Raw genomic sequence first — 15,763 nt, 5'->3', positions numbered from 1 at the left:
AAGTATGAGGGAGCCGTGGCACACGTCCAACTCATCGTCACCCGAAGAGAGTTGGCGGGTCTGTCTGCTTCGTACGCAGGACCGCTCCGGCCGCCCGCTGGGCGCCGGGGTGCTGCTCCCCGGGGGACTGGTGCTCACCTGCGCCCATACGGTGCTCTCCCGGCCCGGAGGCGACGGCACCCGCGCCCCCTTCGACACGGTCTACGTCGACGTGCCCGCCGCCGCGCTGTCCGGTGCTGCGCCGGAACCTCTGCGCGCCCGGCTGCTGCGGGAGTATCTGGTCCTGCCCACCGCGCACTTCAGCGGCGATCTCGCCCTGCTCAAGCTGGACCATGAGCCGCCCGTGCCCCACGCCGTGCTGCACCGCCAGATCCCGGCCCGCAATGAACCCGTGCACTTCACCGGCTATCCCGAGGACCTGCCGGGCGGCGAGCACCTCGACGCCCGGCTGATGGGGCGCGGCGGGCCCGCGCACCGGCCGGAGTGGGTGCAGCTGGACACCGAAGGCTCGCCCTATGTGGTCCGGCACGGCTACAGCGGCGGCGGGGTCGTGCACAGCCGCTCGCGCCGTCTCATCGGCATCGTGGCCCACCAGTTCGGCACCCCGCAGGCACCCGTGCGGCGGGAGCACGCGTACATGATCCCGACCGAGACGGTGCTCAAGCATCTGCCGCTGGAACGGCTCGGTCTGACGGTCACGGGCCCCCGCGCCGTCTCCCGCGATGTCGCCGTGGCACCCGACCGGACCGCGTCCGGCCGCGTCCCCGGTCTGCACCGCAGGCTCACCCGCTGGCTGGACGGTGAGCCGGACACCGACCCCGTCGAGCTGGCCTTCGCCGGTGAGGGCGAACACGCGCTGCTGCACACCATCCGCTCGGTGCTCACCCTCGCCGACCGGGAGCAGAGCCCGCCGTCCGCGTCCGGGAGTCCGGCGGGCGAGCCGCAGGTGGGCAGCATCGACATCGCCGTCGACGCCACCAACCGCACGGCCGGAGAGCTCGCCGTCCACGCCGCCGAGCGGATCGGCCTGGAGGGCGGCAGATCCCACGGCGCGCGTCTGGAGCAGATCGCCGAGGAGAGCCCGCCGCTGATCGCCGCCTTTCTCGCCGTCGACCGGTCCGCCTCCGAGGACGCGGAGATCACGGCCCTGCTGCGCGCCCTGCTCGCGCGGGGCGACAGCCGGCTGCTGCTCGTCTTCAGCGATCCCGGCTCCCCGCTGCTCGCGCGCGTACGGAGCGAACTCCTCGATCCCGGGTGGGCAGAGCGCCGCGCGGACCGGCTCGCCGCGCGGGTGAACCGGCTGGCCGAGTGCGAGCAGCGATTACGGCAGCTCCCCGCGCGTCCGGCCACCGCGGGACGTGCCGCACCCCGCCGCCCCGACGGCCGGTCGCCGAAGCTGCGCCGCGAGCTCGAACAGCTCTGCCGCGGCGGCCCGTTGTACGACTCGCCCGCCCTGCCGCGCGCGCTGTTCCGGCTCGCCGTCGACGTCGAGACGGCGCTGCTGGACGCCGAGGCCGCCGAGCAGGTGATGGCCGGGCCGCTGGGCCCGCACGAATTCGTCGTGGAGCCGCCGGGGGACGGGCTCACCGATCTGCCGGGGGTCGCCGTGCGCGACCCGGACGCGCTCGTCACCGCACCGGCCGGTCCCCATCTGGCGGGCGGCGACCGGCTGCACCAGCAGTACGAGGTGGTGGGCCCGATCGGCCAGGGCAGCCACGGGCAGGTGTATCTCGCCCGCGATCTGCTGCTGGACAACCGGCCGGTGGCGCTGAAGGGAATCCTCGACCCCGGCAATCCGGCGGCGGTCCTCCAGGCCCATCAGGAACGGCTGCGGCTGGTCAGCCTCAACCATCCCTCCGTAATCCGGGTCGTCAACTACGCGCGCCATCCGTCGACTTCGGTGGAGTTCATCGTGATGGAGTTCGCCGACGGGGCGCCGCTGGAGTGGGTCGCGGCCGGAATCGGCCGGCAGCGTCCGCCGTTCTCGGGGCCCCGTGTGCGCGAGTTCATCGTCGTCTACGGGCTGCTGATCCTGGACGCGCTCAGCCATCTCCACGACCAGGAGGGCCTCGTCTATGGCGATCTCTCCCTCACCAACGTCCTGCACTGCGGCAACGGCATCAAACTCATCGACGTCGCGGGCGTCCGCAGACCTGGCACACCGGGACCCGTCAGCCACCGCCCGCCCGAGGCGGGCCCCTCGGGCGAGATGACGACCGCGGGCGATCTGTACACGGTCGGCGCGGTCCTGGACGAACTGCTCGCCAAGGACCCCGTGCCGCCGGCCGACCTCGGCACCCAGTCGCTGGAGCGCGCCCTGCGGCGCGCCATGGCACGCGACCCCAAACGGCGTTACGCCACCGCCCAGGAGATGGCGCTCCAACTGCGCGGGGTGCTGCGCGAACTGCGTTCCCTGCGGCTCGGCGAGGAGACCTTCGAACCGTCGCCGCTCTTCGACCGGGCCGCCACCGCCCTCGACGGGCAGCTGGGCAAGGCCCCGCCGCTGACCCGCTGGCGGGCCGGCGGCAACGGCGGCGACCCGGGGCACGCGAGCCCGGCAAGGCCGGCCGGACAGGACCAGGGCGCGCAGGTGCCGGGCCCTGCCGAGGTCGCGGTGGCCCTGCCCGTGCCCAAGGCGGACCAGCAGGACCCCAACTGGAAGGAGCTGCAGCGCACTTCGTACGCCGACCCGGCCGGTCTGCTCCAGCTCAGCGACGAGTGGCTGCCCTCTCCCGAACTGCACCTGCTGCGCTGCCGCCTCCACTTGGAGCTCGCCCGCGACCAGCTGCGCGGGCGCGACCAGCAGTTGGTCGCCGCGGCGATGGAGCTGGACCGGGCAGGGCGGCTGCTCGGCGACCGGAGGCGCTACGACTGGCGACTCGACTGGCACCGGGGCCTGACCGAACTCGCCCACGGCCATGTGCGCCAGGCGCTGACCTGCTTCGACGAGGTGTACGACGCGATTCCCGGCGAGTACGCGCCCAAGCTCGCCCTCGGCTACTGCCACGAGAAGCTCGCCGACTCCACGTCGGACGCCGAGGTCCGCGAGGGGCACGAGCAGCAGGCCATGCGGTTCTACGACGCGGTGTGGCGGCGCAACCACGCGCTCGGGAGTGCCGCCTTCGGCCTGGCCCGTATCCATCTCGCCCGCCGCAGCCCGGACCTGGCCCTCGCCTCGCTGGACGGCGTGCCGCCCGACTCCCGGCACCGCACCGCCGCCCGTACGGCGATGGTGCGCATCCACGCCGGCCCGCCCGCCGACGGGTCGCCGCCGACCGTGGCATCGGCGGTGCGCGCCTACGCCGCCCTGCGCCGGCTGGTCAGCCACGAGGGCCTCACCGACCGGCAGGCGTACGAACGGCTCACCGCCCAGCTCCTGGAGCTGCTGCTCGAACTGGTCGCCGCCGCACGGGAGAAGGACCCGCTGGCCGAGCTGCGCGGCTCGCTGCCGCCCGGAATCCCGGTACCCGCCGGTGAACGGGAGCTGCGCGAACAGCTCTCCGCCTGCTACCGCAAGCTGGCCGCGCAGGTGCCGCGCACCGACCTCGCCGAGGACGCCGAGCTCGCGGAGGCGCTACTCGACAACGCGTACCGCACGCGTCCCCTCGGCCTGAGACACGACCGGGACGGGCACAGGAACCGGCGCCGCGGCTCCGGCCCAGGCCGCGGGCCTCGGTCCCTGGCGGTGTGGCTGCCGCGCCGGCCCTGGCTGCGCGACTCCGGGGAGGACGCGTGAAGCTTCGCGAGCGGGTCCGGCTCGTCCTCACGCGGCTGCGCCTCGTGGCACCTCGCGCCCTGCCCGCGCTGCGCGGGCTCTTCCCCGCCTTGTGGCAGCGCGCCGTGGGCCGCACCCCCGAGGGCAGCTGCCCCACCGCCGCGTTCCTGCGTCGGCGCATGCTGGTGCTGCCCGTGCTCGCCGTGGTCTCCCTCGCCCTCTCCGCGGCCGCGTACGGCGACATCCACGGCCGTACACAGCGGCTGCGCGACCGGTGCGCACCCGCGCTGGTCGATCTGGCCCAGGCCAGGACCTCCCTCGAACTGGCCCAGGGACAGGCCGATGTGCGGTTGCTGAAGAGCACGACGCCCGGTCTGGTCGAGCTCGGCGAGACCTACCGCTCCCTGCTGACGGAGGCCACGCAGAGCCTCAGCCGGGTCGCCCGGTCCGGGGCCCTGCACAAGGGACAGGAGCAGGAGCTGCGGGTGGTCTCCGGCCTGGTCGTCGCCTACGGGGACAAGATCGCCTGGGCGGAACGGAACCGTACGAGCGATGTCCTGCGCCGGGCCGGGGTCGCCTACGCCGAGGACATGCTGCGCGGCCGGCACCGCGCGGTCACCCCGGGAACCGCGCAGGAACCGATCTCCATCCTCGAACGGCTCCGGGAGCTGGAGCGCCAGCTCCACCGGGAGAACCACGACCTGGCGGCCTGGAGCCCGCTCACGCTGACCGGCGCGGCCGCCGCCGCACTGGCGGCCGTGCTCTTCGCCTTCGTCCTGCTGGGCACGTCGGTGTTCCTGGCGGACCGGCTGCGGCTGATCAGCCTGCAGTTGGCGGTGGCCGCGGTGCCGGTGCTGCTGACTCCCGTACTGCTGGCCTTCGGCGGGTTCGAGGAGCATGGGGCGCAGGAGCGGTCGCGTGCGGCTGTGGGCAGGCTCGAATCCGTGTCCGCGGACGACACGGCCCCGCGCCGGATCGAGTCGGCCGCGCAGGAGGCGGACGCGGCGATGCGCGGGGCTCACCCCGAGGGCTGGTCGCTGACGGCGGGCGTCGTCGTGCCCGCCGGCGGTGTCGGCGCGCTCGCCTGCGGCGTCACGCTTTTCCTCTACGGCCGCCCCTATCCGGCCGTCCGTCCCCGACGAAGGCTCACATGAAGCGCTTGAGGGCACTGCTGGCCTGCTGTCTGCTCACCGCCGCCGCCGTGACGGCGGGCGGCTGCTCGGACGCGGCCGAGGAGCGCACGCTGGTTGTCCTCGGCCCGTGGACGGACGGCGAGGAGCGGCCGTTCGTGGCGGCGCTGCGGCGTATCGGCGAGCGGACCGGGCGCACTTACGTCTACAAGGGCACCCGCTCCCTGCGCGAGACGCTGCTCGCCCAGCTCCAGGCGGACGCGCCGCCGGACCTTGCGATCCTGAGCAGCCCCGGCGATCTGGTCGAGTACGCCCGCACCGGCGACGCGTATCCGCTCCTCGAGAAGGTCGCCGGGGCAGCGGTCCCGCCCTGGGCGCCGACCCTGACCGTCGAGAGCGAGCGGGGCGAGGCCCGTACGCACGCCTACTGGGCGCCCGTGCGGGTGGACCTCAAGTCGCTCGTGTGGAGCCGTGGGGCGAGCGCGGGGAAGGAGCCGGACTGGTGCCTCGGCATGGGCTCCGGCGCCACCTCGGGCTGGCCGGGAACCGACTGGGTGGAGGATCTGCTGCTGCAGCGGATGGGATTCGCGCAGTACGAGAGCTGGGCGACCGGGAAGACCTCGTGGCAGTCGACGAGGCCGGCGTGGGAGGAGTGGGGCAGGCTGCTGGCCGCGAACGGCGACGACGACGGCAAGGCCCTCGGCGCGGAGGGGCTGCGCTCTTCCTTCGAGCTGCTCGGCAACGGCCGGTACGGGCTGCTGAACCGGGGCGACTGCACCCATGAGCACCAGGGTTCGTTCATCCGCCGCCACTACGGCGACGACGTCCTGCCCGAGCCGACCGCCCGCTTCCTCGGGGCCAGGAGCGCGGGCGCGCACGTCTACGAGGTCTCCGGCGACCTGGCAGCCGTCTTCAAGCCCAGCGCCGCGGCGTGGGACCTGCTGGGCCGCCTCACCTCCCGCGAGGCGCGCGAGGACTGGGCGAAGGCGGCGAAGCCCGCGGAGCGGCCGTACTTCCCCGGCGGCACGTTCGGCTCCGTACCGCTGTCGCGCAGCACGCGAGCCGTGCAGGACCTGTTCGACGGGGCGGGCCAGATCTGCCTGGACGCCTCGGACGCGATGCCGCCGACGCTGCGGGACGCGTTCTACCGGGCGGTGCTGGAGTTCCTGGGCGCGCCGCGGAGCAGCGCGCTGCTGACGCGGCTGCTGGAGCAACTGGAGGCGGAGCGGCAGCTGCAGCTGAAGGAGGACGCGTTCCTCCTCGACGACCTGTGCGACAACGCGCCCGGGCAGTCGCCCTAAGGAGGGCTTAGGGCCTGTCGTTTGGATCAGGCCCTAGGCGAAGACGACCGTACGACGACCGTTCAGCAGGATCCGGTGCTCGGCGTGCCATTTCACCGCGCGGGCGAGCGCCTGGCACTCCACGTCGCGGCCTACCGCCACCAGCTGCTCCGGGGTCACCTGGTGGCCGACGCGCTCGACCTCCTGCTCGATGATCGGCCCCTCGTCGAGCTCGGCCGTCACATAGTGCGCGGTCGCACCGATCAGCTTCACGCCGCGCGCGTGGGCCTGGTGGTACGGCTTCGCGCCCTTGAAGCTCGGCAGGAAGGAGTGGTGGATGTTGATGATCCGGCCGCTCAGCTGCTTGCACAGATCGTCCGAGATCACCTGCATATAGCGGGCGAGTACGACAAGTTCGACATTCTCGGCGCGTACCAGCTCCAGCACCTGCGCCTCAGCGGCCGCCTTCGTGTCCTTGGTGACCGAAATGTGATGGAACGGGATGCCGTACGAGGTGACAAGCTCCTCGAAGTCCGTGTGGTTGGCGACGACCGCGGCGATCTCGACCGGCAGCGCGCCCGTCCTCCAGCGGAAGAGCAGATCGTTGAGGCAGTGGCCGAACTTGCTGACCATCAGGATGATCCGCATCGGCTCCTCGGCGGAATGGATCTGCCAGTCCATCCGGAAGGACTCCCCGACGGCGGCGAAGCCTGCCCGCAGTTTCTCCACGGTCACCGGCTCCTCGGCCGAGAAGTGGACCCGCATGAAGAACAGACCCGTGTCCCGGTCCCCGAACTGCTGACTGTCCTCGATATTGCAGCCGGTGATGTAGAGATAGCTCGACACTGCATGCACAATGCCCTTTTTGTCCGGGCAGGAGAGCGTCAGGACGTACTGGTCAGTCATCCTCGTAGACTGCCATATCCGCCGGTCCCGGCAGGGTAGGCGTCCGTCAGGCGGACCGCGTCATGATGCGGAGCACGTCCAGCGAGCGCGGCGGGGCGTCCGGGTCCTCGCCGTCGTTGGCCGAGAGGCGGACGTGCGCCTCACGGGCGGCCCGTACGGCCTCCGGCCAGCCGTGGTGCTCCAGATACGCCGATACGGGAGCGTCCGCACCGACTTGGTGCATGATCCGCAGCACGCGCAGAACGGCGACATCGACCAGCGCGGCCTCGCCCGAGTCGCGGAAGATCGTGCCGACGTACTTCTCGGCGGACCAGTTGTCCAGCCAGGTGTCCTCGACCAGGCGGTACACGGCGTCGGTGACGTCGCCGTACCCCTCGCGGCCGGCGAGCCAGCACTCCTGATGGAAGACGGGATCGGAAAGCATGTGCAGCGCCGAGCGCACGTTGCTGCGCCAGCGCCACCAGGGCATGTCATTGAGCGGCATGCCGCCCATGGTGGATGAGCGACGGCCGCGACGGGAAGAGGGGACCGAACCTTGCTGCACGCCGTCGATCGTACGTTCCCCCGCCGGTCGGTCTGACCGCCCCCTGTAATTCACCTTCCCGTCACCCTTCGTTGAACGACGCTCACTGCGCCGTTACCCGGGAGGCGGAAATGTACTTGACCATGACCGGTTGGCGACGTTCCTCCTCCCCCCGCCCCTCCAGGACCGCAAGGGTTCGCGCCGTTTGGACGACCACCACGGCAGCTGTGGCGGCCGGAACGTCGCTGGTCGCGGCCTGTGGCGTACTCCCTGGTGGCTCGGGGGGCTCCAGGGAGCCCGTCAAGGTGATGACCTTCGCGCCCGAGGACACCCGGGCGACGAACATGCCCGGCATGCCCGCGATGGCGAAGGCCTATGCCAAGTGGGCCAAGACACAGGGCGGCCTGGACGGGCACGAGCTGCGCGTCATCTCCTGCAACGAGGAGAACACCTCGACCGGCGCCGCCGCCTGCGCCCGGCGGGCGGTCAAGGAGGGCGTGGTCGCGGTCGTCGGCTCCTACAGCCAGCACGGCGACGCGTTCATGGCCCCCCTGGAGGCCGCGGGCATCCCCTACATCGGCGGGTACGGGATATCCGGCGAGGAGTTCACCAGCTACCTCTCCTACCCCGTCAACGGCGGTCAGGCGTCCCTCCTCGCGGGCAACGGCCGACAGCTCGCCGACGTGTGCGAGCGGGTCTCGCTGGTACGGCCCAACACCCTCGCGGGCGACGAACTGCCCCAGCTCCTCAACTCCGGCCTCTCCGAGGGCAGCCGGGACAAGTCCACCGACATCCTGGCGGCCGAGGACGCGACCGACTACACCTCGCAGGCCAAGCAGGCCCGCAAGAAGGCGGGGGCAGGTCTCGCGTTCGGGTCGGACCGCCCCGGATGTGTGACGGCGGCGCTCGGAGACCGTACCGAGACCTTCGTCGACTCCTTCCGGCGACTGCCCGAGGACAACCGCAAGATCCGGATCTCCTCCGTCATGGGCAGCGTCGGCCAGCCGCTCATCGACCGCACCGGCGGCCGCAACGGCCCGCTCGAAGGCGCGTACATCACCGGCTGGTACCCGGACGCGGGCGATGCCCGCTGGACCGGGATGGAGCGGGTCATCCGCGCCCACGCCTTCGGCGACAACCGCATCGACCCCGCCGACGCGGGCGTCCAGACCACCTGGATCGCCTACACCGTGCTGCGGACGGTCATCAAGTCGCTCAACGCGGACAGGATCACCCCGGGGATGATCTCGAAGGCCCTGGACAACGGGGTGCAGGTGTCGACCGGCGGGCTCACGCCCACCCTGCGGTGGGAGTACGACGACATGCTCGGCACGGCCAGCTTCCCGCGGATCGTCAACCGCAGCGTGACCTTCCAAGTGGTGCGCGGCGGGCGGCTGGTGGCGCAGAAACCGGGCTTCGTGGACGTCACCAAGACGCTGACGGAATCCTCGACACTCTGAGACCCTCTGGGCCCTCTGGCCCCTGAGGCCCTTTGGCCACCGCGGCCGCTTCTACAGCTGCTCGCTGCGCCGCTTGGTGAGCCCGTACTTGGCGGCGATGTCGTTCCAGAGCCCGGAAGCTTCCTTCTTGGCCTTGCTCGCGTCACCGCTGGCGCGGTTGGCCAGGGCGGTCTGGCCGGTGTTGCGCGCCTTGCCGTCCTTGCAGCCCTTCTTGTCCTTGACCTGCTGGGCCCAGGCCGCGTAGTGGTCGTCCGCCGACGCGGACGCCTGCCAGGCCCTGGTGAGCGCCGAGGTCAACTCGGCGTGGCTGGGCAGCTTGTCGACGGTCAGACCCTGCAGCCGGGTCACCAGACCGCGGCGCTGCTGCGCGGCGCCCTGCAGATCGGTGGTCGCCTGGTCCAGGTTCTGGCACCGCTTGATGTTCTCCACCGAGCGGATCACCACGGAGCGGCTGTTGTTGCTGTCCGCGAGAAGCTTGTCGAGCGCCTCGGCCTGCGCCTTGGCGGGGTCGGCGGCGGACTGGGGGCTGTTGCTCGGGGCGGGGGACGTGGCGGCGACGTTCTGGCCCGTGCCGGAGTCGTCCTTCTTGTCGTCCCCGCTGAACATCACCATGCTCACGCCGAGCCCGAGTACGGCACAGCCGACGACGACCGCCGCGATGACCGGCATGCGCGAGGACTTGCGCGCGTGGGGCTCGGGGTCGAGGTCGTGCGGCTCGTACTGCGGCTGCTGGTACTGCTGTTGCTGCTGCTGTTGCCGCTGCTGGTGTGGCTGCTGGATCTGCACCCGGGGCGCCTCGAAGCGGGGCAACTGCTGGGTGGAGTCGGGAATCCGGTCCGCGGACGCCTCCGTACGGAAGAGGCTGTCGAACTCCGCGGGAGGCTGCCTGTCCCCCGGAGCCCCCGGCCGGATCCCGAAGGGCGCGGCGGTGGGCGCGGGCGGAACCGGCGCGATGTACTGCGTGGCATCGGCGTCGGGCCCCGACGCGGGCCCCAGGCCGGGCACGGCGCCGAGGAACTGCGTCGACTCGGCGGGGTTCTGGCCCGGCAGCGCGCCCGGGGGGACGGGAGGGATGTACTGCGTGGCGTCGGAGTCCGCGCCGGCGGCGGCATGTGGGGGCAGGGCGTCCGGAAGCGGCTGCCGCTGAGGCTGCGCGCCGTACGCCCCCGGCTGCGCGGGCAGCACCTGCGTGCCGTACTCGGCGTCCGGGGCCGGGCCCTGCGGGTATCCACTCGGCGTGCCGGGGCCCTGCGGGGGCAGCGCCTGGCCGCCGTATCCGGCGTGCGGGGCAGGTTCCTGCGACGGCGGCCCGGCGGGAGGCAGCGCCTGACCGCCGTACCCGGCCTGGGCGGGCGCGCCCGGCGCGGGCAGCGGCTGGGCACCGTACCCGTCCTGGGCGGCAGGCTCGTGCGGCGGCAGCGCATGCGTGCCCTGCGGCTGCGCGTGCGCGCCGTACCCCGGCTGAGGCTCCTGCGGCTGACCGCCGTACCCGGGCTGCGGGGCCTGGCCCCAACCGTCCTGTGCACCCTGGGCACCCTGGCCGCCGGACATATCCGGCATACCAGGCGCACCCGGTCCACCCTGCTGCGGTCCCCACGGCTCGCCCCACGGACGGCCGCCCGCCGGAGAGGCCTGAGCCTCGGAGACCCCCGGTATCCAGGGCTCGCTTCCGTCGGCGGGCAGCACGACGCCTTCGTGCGCGGGCCGAGCTGCAGGCTGCTGCTGCTCGTCACCCTGTCCGCTTTGCGTCACCGGGACTCCTACGTGTGGACCTACGGAATCGACGGCTCACGCTACCGGGTGACTCGGCCGCTCCGCACACACCCGTGGGAGCGGTGACAAGACTGCTGCACAAGACGCTGGTATTGCCCGCCGATTCCCCGCGCTCCCCCTCACGCGGCCTGGAGCTCGAGACGCGCCCCGAACTCGCGGACCGCCGGCTCGTCCGCGTACGGCTCCAGCCGCTGCTGGAGATCGTCCAGGTACTCCGAACCCCGGCTGGAGCGCAGCCCGCCCAGCAGCTCCGCCGCGCGCGTGCCCGTGTGGCAGGCCTGCTCGACCTCCCGCTGCTGCACCTGCGCGGTGGCCAGCAGGACGAGCCCGATCGCCCGCCGCCTGGCCCGCGACTCCGGCAGGCCGTCCAGCGCGTCCGCCGCATGCTGTGCGGCCGCCTCCGGCCGGCCGAGGTCGCGGTAGCAGTGCGCCAGCTCGTCCGCGAGATAGGCCTGGTCGAAGTGGGCGATCCAGGCGGGGTCGTCGCCCGCCGACGGCTCGGCCTGCTCCAGCGCGCGCAGCGCCTTCCCCGCCACCTCGTGGCAGGTGCGGGCGTCCCCGAGCAGGGCGTGTCCGCGCGCCTCGGCCGCGAAGAACATCGCCTGGGCCCTCGGGGTGACCCTCCCCCGGGTGCCTTCCTGGGCGGCCCGCGCCAGCTGGGCGATCTCGCGCGGGTTCCCGAGCTGGGCCGCCAGATGACTCATGGAGGCAGCCAGCACATAGCCGCCGTATCCCCGGTCGCCCGCCGCCTGGGCCAGGCGCAGCGCCTGGATGTAGTAGCGCTGGGCGAGACCGGGCTGGCCTGTGTCGACAGCCATATATCCGGCGAGCTCCGTCAGCCGGGCCGCCGCTGCGAACAGTTCACGGCCGACCGATTCGCGGTACGAGCCCGAGAGCAGCCCGGAGACCACACTGTTCAGGTAGTGCACGACGACCGGCCGGACATGCCCGCTGCCGAAGCGGTGGTCCAGCTCGGTGAGCGCCGCCGTCATGGCCCGTACCGCTTCGACGTCCGAGGCCCCCACCCGCGCCCCTGCCGTCCGCGCCACCTGGCTGTCCGCGCCGGTGATCAGCCAGTCGCGGCTCGGCTCGACGAGCGCGGACGCGGCGACCGCGGAGCCGGACAGGAAGTCGCGGCGGCCGACGTCGCTGCGCCACAGCTCGCAGACCTGCTCGATGGCGCCCAGCACGGTCGGCGAGAAGAGCAGGCCGACGCCCGACGCGAGGTTCTTGCCGTTCGCCATGCCGATCTCGTCGATCGTGACCGTACGCCCGAGTTTGCGGCCCAGCGCCTCCGCGATGATTCCCGGCGCCCGGCCGCGCGGCTGCTGTCCGCGCAGCCAGCGCGCCACCGATGTCTTGTCGTAGCGGAGGTCAAGACCCCGCTCGGCTCCCACCATGTTGACTCGACGGGCGAGGCCGGCGTTGGAACACCCGGCTTCCTGAATGAGCGCCTGCAACCGTTCGTTCGGTTGTCGGGCGACGAGAGGCCTGGCTGCCATGATTACCCCCTGAGGCCGCGATGATCGATGAAGTGATCAATGCCCGGCTGATGTCGGACAATGCAGACTTGAGCTGAGTTGGTCAGGTTTCGCCGTCCGCGTGACGTCCACTGCGAGTGGGTACCCGCCCGCCGCGACCCCGCCGCATGCGCGCCCCCGCCCGTGCACCCATGCGCCCCGTGTGCAGGATCGATGCTCCGGGCCCGCCCGAGACCCGCCCGTAACTCAAGGTGATGGCGGTAGTTGAGTGTGTCGTGGAAGAGACCATCGGACTCACGGAAGCCGCACGGATCCCCCAACAGCGAGGTGAGCAGCTGCTTGACAATGCCGTGCGGTACGCGGAAGAGCGGCACTGGGACGTGTTCCCGGGCACCTGGCTGGAGGCGGTGGAGGGCAGGGAACGCTGCTCGTGCGGCGACACAGCGTGCCCGGCGCCCGGCGCCCACCCGGCCAGGCCGGACTGGGCGAATCAGGCGACAGGAAGCGCGGTCGCCGCACGCCGGCTGTGGTCGAAACACTCAAGGGCCTCGATCCTGCTGCCGACGGGCCGCACCTTCGACGCTCTCGAGGTCCCGGAGTCGGCGGGCTTCCTGGCGCTGGCGCGCCTGGAGCGGATGGACCTCCCGCTGGGCCCGGTGACCTGCACCCCCGACCGCCGGATGGTGTTCTTCGTACTGCCCGGAGCGGCACCCAAGATCCCCGACATGATCCGTACCCTCGGCTGGACGCCGAGCGGCATCGACCTGATCGCGCGGGGCGAGGGCCACTATGTGGCCGCTCCGCCGACCCGGATCGGCGGGTACGGCGCGGTGCAGTGGGCGCGCCGCCCCACCCCGGCCAACCGATGGCTGCCGGACGCGGAGGAGTTGATCAGCCCCCTGGCCTACGCGTGCGGGCGGGATGCTGCCGCCGAACGGGCCCGGCGCGGTTAGGACGCGCCGTACATAAGGTGGTCCCCGTACAGACATACCCACGGGGACATCGAAGGGCAGGGGCACCATGCCGGACCAGGCAATTGGAGCCGAGAAGGCGGGCGTAGCGCGAACAGCGCCGCCCGCCGTTCGCGTTGAGGGACTGTGGAAGAGGTTCGGCGAGCAGATCGCGGTCGCCGGTATCGATCTCACGCTCCCCGCAGGCAAGTTCATCGGCCTGGTCGGCCCGAACGGCGCAGGCAAGACGACAACCCTGTCGATGGTGACCGGCCTGCTCCGGCCCGACCAGGGCCGGGTCGAGGTGTCGGGCCACGACGTGTGGCGCGACCCGGTCGAGGTGAAGTCCCGTATCGGCGTACTGCCCGAGGGTCTTCGCCTGTTCGAGCGGCTCTCGGGCCGCGAACTGCTCGCGTACAACGGGCGGTTGCGGGGGCTGCCGGGCGACGAGGTCGACCGGCGCGCGGCGCAGCTGCTTGACGTACTGGACCTGGCGGGCGCGCAGCACAAGCTGGTCGTCGACTACTCGACGGGCATGCGCAAGAAGATCGGTCTCGCGGCGGCGCTGCTCCACAATCCCGAAGTGCTGTTCCTGGACGAGCCCTTCGAGGGCGTCGACCCGGTCTCGGCGCAGACCATCCGCGGGGTACTGGAGCGGTACACCGCCTCGGGTGCCACGGTCGTCTTCTCCAGCCATGTGATGGAGCTGGTGGAGTCGCTGTGCGACTGGGTGGCGGTGATGGCGGCGGGCCGTATCCGCGCGCAGGGCCCGCTGGGCGAGGTACGCGGCGACGCGCCCTCGCTGCAGAGCGCCTTCCTGGAGCTGGTGGGGGCGAACGGCCGGGACACCGGGGCGTCGCTGGACTGGCTCGGCGGCGGTGGCGCCAGGTGAGTACCTCCGCACTCACCCCGGTCTTCGTCAGCCTCAAGCTGTCGCTGCTGCGCAACGGCCTGCGCCAGTCCTCCGGCCGCAGGGCCGCGTACATCTCGTCCGTCGTCATCACGCTGCTCTTCGCGGCGCTCCAGCTCATCGGCCTGATCGCACTGCGCGGAAACGATCACGCGGCGTCGGTGGTCGTGCTGCTGACCGGGGTGCTCGCCCTGGGCTGGGCGGTCATGCCGCTGTTCTTCCCGAGCGGCGACGAGACGCTCGACCCGACGCGTCTGGTGATGCTGCCGCTGCGGCCGCGCCCGCTGGTCTCGGCGCTGCTCGCGGCCTCGCTGGTGGGCATCGGGCCGCTGTTCACGCTCTGTCTGGCCGTCGGCTCCGCGGTCGCGATCGCTCACGGTGCGACGGCGGTTGTCGTGTCCGTGATCGCCGTGCCGCTCACGCTGCTGGTGTGCGTGGCGCTCGCGCGGGCGGTCGCCGCGGCCAACATCCGCCTGCTGACCTCGCGCAAGGGCCGCGACCTGGCCGTGCTCAGCGGACTGGTGATCGCGGTCGGCATCCAGATCGTCAACTTCGGCGCCCAGCGCCTCGGCGACGCGGGCGGCCTCTCGGCACTCGACCCGGTGGCGGCGGTCGTACGGTGGCTTCCGCCGGCGTCCGCGATCGGCGCGGTGGACTCGGCGAGCGAAGGATCGTACGGGGCCGCGGTCGCCCAACTCGCCCTGTCCGCAGTCGCCCTGGCCCTGCTGCTGGGCTCCTGGCAGCGCAGCCTGACGAAGCTGATGACGACCCCGGACGGCTCGACACTGGCGGCGGCGTCCGAGCCGACCCGCAAGGAGTCCGCCTCCGGCTTCCACCATCTGCTGCCCGAGGGCCGTACGGGCACGGTGATGCAGCGCAGCCTGCGCTATGTGTGGCGTGACCCGAAGACCAAGGCGGCCTGGGTGACGGCGCTGGCGATCGGTCTGATCGTGCCGCTGTTCAACGCCCTTCAGGGCACCGGCTCGATCTACTTCGCCTGCTTCGCGGCGGGGATGCTCGGCATCCAGATGTACAACCAGTTCGGGCAGGACACTTCGGCGTTCTGGATGGTCGCGCTGACCATCTCGTCCACGAAGGACGCGTACACCGAACTGCGCGCCCGCGCCCTGGCGTTGCTCGTGATCACCCTTCCGTACACCGCGCTCGTCACGGTGCTCACCGCGTCGCTGCTGGGCAACTGGAAGGCCCTGCCCGAGGCGCTCGGCCTGTCCTTCGCGCTGCTGGGCGCGATGCTGGCGACGGGCGCGGTGGCCTCCGCCCGCTTCCCGTACTCGATCCCGCAGGACAGCGCGTACAAGAACGTTGCCCCGGGGCAGGGCGGGCTCGCCTGGATCTCGATCTTCGGCGGCATGATCTCGGCTGCGGTGCTGTGCGCACCGGTGATCACCCTGGCGATCCTGCTGCACGCGGCGAGCGGCCAGTCGGCGACATGGGTGCTGCTGCCGGTGGGCGCGGCGTACGGTCTGCTGATCGGCTGGGCGGGCGTACGGCTGGCGGCGCCGCGGACGGCGAACCGGCTGCCGGAGATCCTGGCGGCGGTCAGCAAGGGCTGAGCCGCGGAGGGTTGAGGGGGCGGGCGCCCGTGCGTGGCAGCGTGCGGATAGCGTGACGATC

11 protein-coding genes are annotated in these 15,763 nt (G+C 72.1%); 7 read left to right on the top strand and 4 right to left on the bottom strand.

Features of this window, described 5'->3' with window-relative positions:
• Positions 1–4: 4 nt before the first annotated feature.
• Genes OG905_RS22685 through OG905_RS22675 form a run of 3 tightly spaced genes read left to right on the top strand, consistent with a single transcriptional unit; the run spans position 5 to position 6,146 of the window.
• Positions 5–3,736, top strand: coding sequence for a tetratricopeptide repeat protein (locus OG905_RS22685; RefSeq protein WP_328676517.1), 3,732 nt, complete (start codon positions 5–7; stop codon positions 3,734–3,736).
• Entirely contained in the window at positions 3,733–4,869 is a 1,137-nt protein-coding gene (locus OG905_RS22680; RefSeq protein ID WP_328676515.1) for a hypothetical protein, read from the top strand. The genes OG905_RS22685 and OG905_RS22680 overlap by 4 nt, the downstream gene beginning before the upstream one ends.
• On the top strand, positions 4,866–6,146 hold the full coding sequence (locus tag OG905_RS22675; RefSeq protein ID WP_328676513.1) for a hypothetical protein: 1,281 nt from the start codon (positions 4,866–4,868) through the stop codon (positions 6,144–6,146). Before OG905_RS22680 ends, OG905_RS22675 begins: the two co-directional genes overlap by 4 nt.
• 33 nt (positions 6,147–6,179) lie before the next feature.
• On the opposite strand, the gene purU is transcribed toward OG905_RS22675, so the two are convergent.
• Both purU and OG905_RS22665 read right to left on the bottom strand, forming a co-directional pair.
• Positions 6,180–7,031: a formyltetrahydrofolate deformylase gene (purU, locus tag OG905_RS22670; protein ID WP_328676512.1), complete on the bottom strand. Its 852-nt coding sequence runs from the start codon at positions 7,029–7,031 to the stop codon at positions 6,180–6,182.
• A gap of 46 nt (positions 7,032–7,077) precedes the next feature.
• Positions 7,078–7,524 (bottom strand): SCO4402 family protein, encoded by a 447-nt coding sequence (locus tag OG905_RS22665; RefSeq protein ID WP_266481800.1) that lies wholly within the window; start codon positions 7,522–7,524, stop codon positions 7,078–7,080.
• 173 nt (positions 7,525–7,697) lie between these two features.
• Here OG905_RS22665 and OG905_RS22660 point away from each other — a divergent pair, with 173 nt between their 5' ends.
• Positions 7,698–9,014, top strand: a complete 1,317-nt coding sequence (locus tag OG905_RS22660; RefSeq protein ID WP_328676510.1) for an ABC transporter substrate-binding protein — start codon at positions 7,698–7,700, stop codon at positions 9,012–9,014.
• Positions 9,015–9,065: 51 nt separating this feature from the next.
• Here OG905_RS22660 and OG905_RS22655 read toward each other — a convergent pair whose 3' ends face one another.
• Together OG905_RS22655 and OG905_RS22650 are read right to left on the bottom strand one after the other, a co-directional pair.
• Positions 9,066–10,766, bottom strand: a complete 1,701-nt coding sequence (locus OG905_RS22655) for a hypothetical protein (RefSeq protein ID WP_328676508.1) — start codon at positions 10,764–10,766, stop codon at positions 9,066–9,068.
• A gap of 140 nt (positions 10,767–10,906) precedes the next feature.
• Complete coding sequence (locus OG905_RS22650) at positions 10,907–12,289, bottom strand: transcriptional regulator (RefSeq protein WP_328676506.1); 1,383 nt, start codon at positions 12,287–12,289, stop codon at positions 10,907–10,909.
• A 233-nt stretch (positions 12,290–12,522) separates the two neighbouring features.
• Here OG905_RS22650 and OG905_RS22645 point away from each other — a divergent pair, with 233 nt between their 5' ends.
• From OG905_RS22645 to OG905_RS22635, 3 genes are all read left to right on the top strand, one after another.
• Positions 12,523–13,221 carry a bifunctional DNA primase/polymerase gene (locus OG905_RS22645; RefSeq protein ID WP_328676504.1) on the top strand — a complete coding sequence of 233 codons (699 nt, stop codon included), beginning with the start codon at positions 12,523–12,525 and terminating at the stop codon, positions 13,219–13,221.
• A gap of 67 nt (positions 13,222–13,288) precedes the next feature.
• Entirely contained in the window at positions 13,289–14,110 is an 822-nt protein-coding gene (locus OG905_RS22640; protein ID WP_328676501.1) for an ABC transporter ATP-binding protein, read from the top strand.
• On the top strand, positions 14,107–15,702 hold the full coding sequence (locus tag OG905_RS22635; RefSeq protein WP_328676499.1) for a transporter: 1,596 nt from the start codon (positions 14,107–14,109) through the stop codon (positions 15,700–15,702). Before OG905_RS22640 ends, OG905_RS22635 begins: the two co-directional genes overlap by 4 nt.
• Positions 15,703–15,763 lie beyond the last annotated feature (61 nt).

This window comes from Streptomyces sp. NBC_00322 (assembly GCF_036147535.1).
Classification (GTDB): Bacteria; Actinomycetota; Actinomycetes; order Streptomycetales; family Streptomycetaceae; genus Streptomyces.
Note: the sequence above shows the minus strand (reverse complement) of the source record. Positions and strands in the feature narration are given on the sequence as shown.

Bases quoted from the DNA above. Each gene is read 5' to 3' on its own strand.
- OG905_RS22685 (WP_328676517.1), top strand. From the start codon at position 5: ATGAGGGAGCCGTGGCACACGTCCAACTCATCGTCACCCGAAGAGAGT.
- OG905_RS22675 (WP_328676513.1), top strand. From the start codon at position 4,866: ATGAAGCGCTTGAGGGCACTGCTGGCCTGCTGTCTGCTCACCGCCGCC.
- purU (WP_328676512.1), bottom strand. From the start codon at position 7,031: ATGACTGACCAGTACGTCCTGACGCTCTCCTGCCCGGACAAAAAGGGC.
- OG905_RS22665 (WP_266481800.1), bottom strand. From the start codon at position 7,524: ATGGGCGGCATGCCGCTCAATGACATGCCCTGGTGGCGCTGGCGCAGC.
- OG905_RS22660 (WP_328676510.1), top strand. From the start codon at position 7,698: ATGACCGGTTGGCGACGTTCCTCCTCCCCCCGCCCCTCCAGGACCGCA.
- OG905_RS22650 (WP_328676506.1), bottom strand. From the start codon at position 12,289: ATGGCAGCCAGGCCTCTCGTCGCCCGACAACCGAACGAACGGTTGCAG.
- OG905_RS22645 (WP_328676504.1), top strand. From the start codon at position 12,523: ATGGCGGTAGTTGAGTGTGTCGTGGAAGAGACCATCGGACTCACGGAA.
- OG905_RS22640 (WP_328676501.1), top strand. From the start codon at position 13,289: ATGCCGGACCAGGCAATTGGAGCCGAGAAGGCGGGCGTAGCGCGAACA.